Below are 3269 nucleotides of genomic sequence, written 5' to 3' on the forward strand. Positions count from 1 at the left end.
GTCAGATGGGTCAGGTGATGAAGGCCGCGACGGCGATCGCCGCGGGTAAGGCCGACGGCTCCCGCATCTCGGCAGCGGTCAAGGCCAGGTTGTAGCCGCTTTACGCGGTCGTTTTCCGCCTTCGGGCCCGGGGTACCCCGAAGCCATGACGCGTTTTGGCTACACCCTGATGACCGAACAGAGCGGACCTAAAGAGCTTGTCCGGTATGCCGTTTCGGCGGAGCGAGCAGGTTTCGACTTCGAAGTGTCGTCTGACCACTACTTCCCGTGGTTGTCATCGCAGGGACATGCGCCCAACGCCTGGACTGTGCTCGGAGCCGTCGCCCACGCCACCGAGCAGGTTGAGCTGTTCACCTACGTCACCTGCCCCACCATGCGCTATCACCCGGCGATCGTCGCGCAGCAGGCCGCCACTCTGCAGATCCTCGCCGACGGCCGGTTCACGCTCGGTCTCGGCAGCGGCGAGAACCTCAACGAGCACGTGGTCGGTGGGCGGTGGCCGACGATCGCGCGCAGACACGACATGCTGCGTGAAGCGATCCAGATCATCCGTGAGCTGTTCACCGGAGAGATAGTCGACTGGAAGGGCGATTATTACGAGGTCGACTCGGCTCGCATCTGGGACATCCCCGAGGTTCCGGTCGCCATCGCCACCGCGGTGTCCGGCGAGCGGTCGGTCGGCATGTTCGCGCCGTTGTCCGACCACCTGATCGCCGTCGAACCGAACAAGGACATCGTCGACGCATGGCACGAGGCGCGAAGGGCCACCGGCCTGCCAGGCGATGTCCGGGTGATCGGGCAGATCCCGATCTGCTGGGATCCCGATCGCGACACCGCAGTCCAGCGTGCGCACGACCAGTTCCGCTGGTTCGCCGGTGGCTGGGCGGTGAACTCCGATCTGCCGACGACGGCGGGTTTCGAAGGCGCGACGCAGTTCGTCCGGCCAGATGACGTCGCCGAATCCATCCCGTGCGGACCCGATCTCGACGCGATCGTCGACGCGGTCCGCAAGTACTGGGAAGCCGGTTTCACCGACATCGCGCTGGTGCAGGTCGGCGACGACAGCCAGGAGCTGTTCCTCAAGGAGGCGGCCGGCTCTCTGCTGGAAAAGCTTCGGACTGAATCGAACTGACCCTGTTTGGCGCCTCGAACCTGGGGTATCCGGCCGCGATCTTTACCAGATCAACAGCCGGGAGGCGTCAATGTTCGTCCACAATAAAGACCTTCAATTCGAGGTACGGGTCAGCGAGCCGGATCCGAGATTCGCAGCGCTGCTGCAGGACCAATTCGGCGGCGCGAACGGTGAACTCACCGCTGCGCTGCAGTACTTCACCCAGGCGTTCCTGCTTCGCGGCAAGAATCCCAAGATGTACGACCTGTTCATGGATATCGCCACCGAGGAGTTGAGCCATCTCGAGATCGTCGGCTCGACGATCACCATGCTGCTCGACGGCCTCAACGACGATCTCAAGCTCGCCGAACAGCGATGCGACTGGATGCCCGCGGTGGCCACTGTTGATGGCCGCGAACAGGCGATTCATCAGGTGGCCGCCAACCCGTTGCACTTCGTGCTGTCCGGCGGCACCCCCGACGTCAGCAATGCCGCGGGCACACCGTGGACCGGTGCGTACATCGATGCCAACGGTGACCCGACGGTGGACCTGCGCAACAACATCGCCGCCGAGTCACGCGCCAAGGTCGTCTACGAGTACCTCAAGCAATTCACCGACGACCCCGGTGTGCAGGACACGCTGACCTTCCTGATGACCCGCGAGGTCGCGCACTTCCAGCAGTTCACGGCGGCGCTGAACGAACTACCGGTGAACTTCCCACCAGGCATGCTGCCGGGCGACGACCGCTTCCAGAACGTGGCGTTCAACATGTCCAACGGCGGTGGCAGATCGGTCCGGGGGCCGTGGAATCAGGGGCAGGGACCGTGGCCGGAGGGCATGAAGTGGAAGTACGTCGGCAAGCCCGAGGAGGAGTGGCTCGGCACGAAGCTGCGGGAGAACAAGGGTGAGAAGGACAATCCGGAGGGTGCACCGGCGGTGGTCGGCGAGAAGCCGTTCACGCACGAACACCACACGGCGACAACCTGATTGAACGTAACCTCATCGTGACTGCGGGTCGGGCGGATTCTTCTCCGCCCGCCCGCTGACCGCGTCGCGCACGTGGTCGACGATCGCCGCACCCACGCCGATCGTGGTTTGCACCGCCTGGTTTGGCGGCGTGTCGGGATGTGGCCGGGTAGGCGCGATCTTCTTTGCCTGCTCGAGCTTTTCGCCAAGCTTGTCCAGATCCGCCCGGCTCATCGCCGACTCGATCCGCGGCCACACCACGTCCTGCTCGTACATGATGTGCTCACGTGCAGCCTTGACGAACTCCTGCAGCGCCTGTTGATAGTCGGCGTCGCCAGGCGCGCCGTCCTCGAGTCGCTGCAGCAGCTTCTTGCCTTCCTGCTCCTGCTCGATCGCGGCATCGGCCAGTTCGTCGCCATCGTCGAGAGCATCGCGGACCGCCGGCCAGAAGAGCTGTTGCTCGATGGCCTCGTGCTGGGACTCGGCAATGATCAGGTTGGTCACCATGGTGCCGAGGCCGCTGCTCTGCGCACCGGTGCCCGACGGCGCGCCGTCGAGTACCTCCAACATGCCAAGCACACTCTTGTGGTCCTCGCGAAGAAACGTCAATGCATCCACTGTTCTTGCCCTTTCCGTCGGATGAGTGGGCTGCAGGTACCCGGGGCGCGTCGATTGAAACGGGCCGTCCGCGGGTAGTTCCACCGTGACGAAAGGGACTGCGATGCCGCGCGGTAAAGGGATCTACGACGACGAAGAAGAGCCGAAGGGCGGGCGTCCCGGGCCAACCGACCAAGGACGCGAAGGCGGAATGGCGACACGGGAGAACGCCCCCGACGTAGCCGACGAACAGGGCTCCCAGGAGCCGCCCGACTGACGGCTACTCGGGCGCGCGACCCTCTCGGCTGCGCCTGTATGCCGCGCGCCGCAGATCGCCGAGCCAGGCCGGAGCCAGGCTGACTTCCGGATCGCTGTGCAGGACCGGATCGAACCCGACGTCGTCGCGGCTTGGGTCGACGTGCCGAAGCGTCAGGCGCGCAAGGGGCCGGAACTCCCCGATTCCCGCTGCCTGCTCGATCTCGAAATCCACGCCGCCAGAGTCGATTTGGTCGCGTACCCCGGCCACCGACAGCCCCGGTGTTTCGATGTGTGAGACCAGGCGCGCCCGCACCCACCACACGCTGCCCTTGAACC

5 protein-coding genes and 1 pseudogene are annotated in these 3269 nt (G+C 64.9%); 4 read left to right on the forward strand and 2 right to left on the reverse strand.

The features are described 5' to 3' along the window. The 3 genes from VFH65_RS16090 to VFH65_RS16100 form a co-directional block, all read left to right on the forward strand. The coding region (locus VFH65_RS16090) for a GatB/YqeY domain-containing protein (protein WP_353322774.1) at nucleotides 1-95 on the forward strand (95 nt) is incomplete at its 5' end. A gap of 50 nt (nucleotides 96-145) precedes the next feature. Further along, nucleotides 146-1132: an LLM class F420-dependent oxidoreductase gene (locus VFH65_RS16095; RefSeq protein ID WP_353322767.1), complete on the forward strand. Its 987-nt coding sequence runs from the start codon at nucleotides 146-148 to the stop codon at nucleotides 1130-1132. 70 nt (nucleotides 1133-1202) lie between these two features. Continuing rightward, nucleotides 1203-2099: a manganese catalase family protein gene (locus VFH65_RS16100; RefSeq protein ID WP_353322769.1), complete on the forward strand. Its 897-nt coding sequence runs from the start codon at nucleotides 1203-1205 to the stop codon at nucleotides 2097-2099. Nucleotides 2100-2111: 12 nt separating this feature from the next. On the opposite strand, the gene VFH65_RS16105 is transcribed toward VFH65_RS16100, so the two are convergent. After that, nucleotides 2112-2696 (reverse strand): hemerythrin domain-containing protein, encoded by a 585-nt coding sequence (locus VFH65_RS16105; protein ID WP_353322771.1) that lies wholly within the window; start codon nucleotides 2694-2696, stop codon nucleotides 2112-2114. 103 nt (nucleotides 2697-2799) lie between these two features. Between VFH65_RS16105 and VFH65_RS16110 the strand changes: the two genes are divergently transcribed. Further along, nucleotides 2800-2952 carry a hypothetical protein gene (locus VFH65_RS16110; RefSeq protein ID WP_353322773.1) on the forward strand — a complete coding sequence of 51 codons (153 nt, stop codon included), beginning with the start codon at nucleotides 2800-2802 and terminating at the stop codon, nucleotides 2950-2952. A 3-nt stretch (nucleotides 2953-2955) separates the two neighbouring features. On the opposite strand, the pseudogene VFH65_RS16115 reads toward VFH65_RS16110, so the two are convergent. Then, a pseudogene (locus VFH65_RS16115) lies at nucleotides 2956-3269 on the reverse strand (phosphodiesterase); the annotation flags it as partial.

Origin of the sequence: Mycobacterium sp., assembly GCF_035697385.1 — a bacterium.
Classification (GTDB): domain Bacteria; phylum Actinomycetota; class Actinomycetes; order Mycobacteriales; family Mycobacteriaceae; genus Mycobacterium.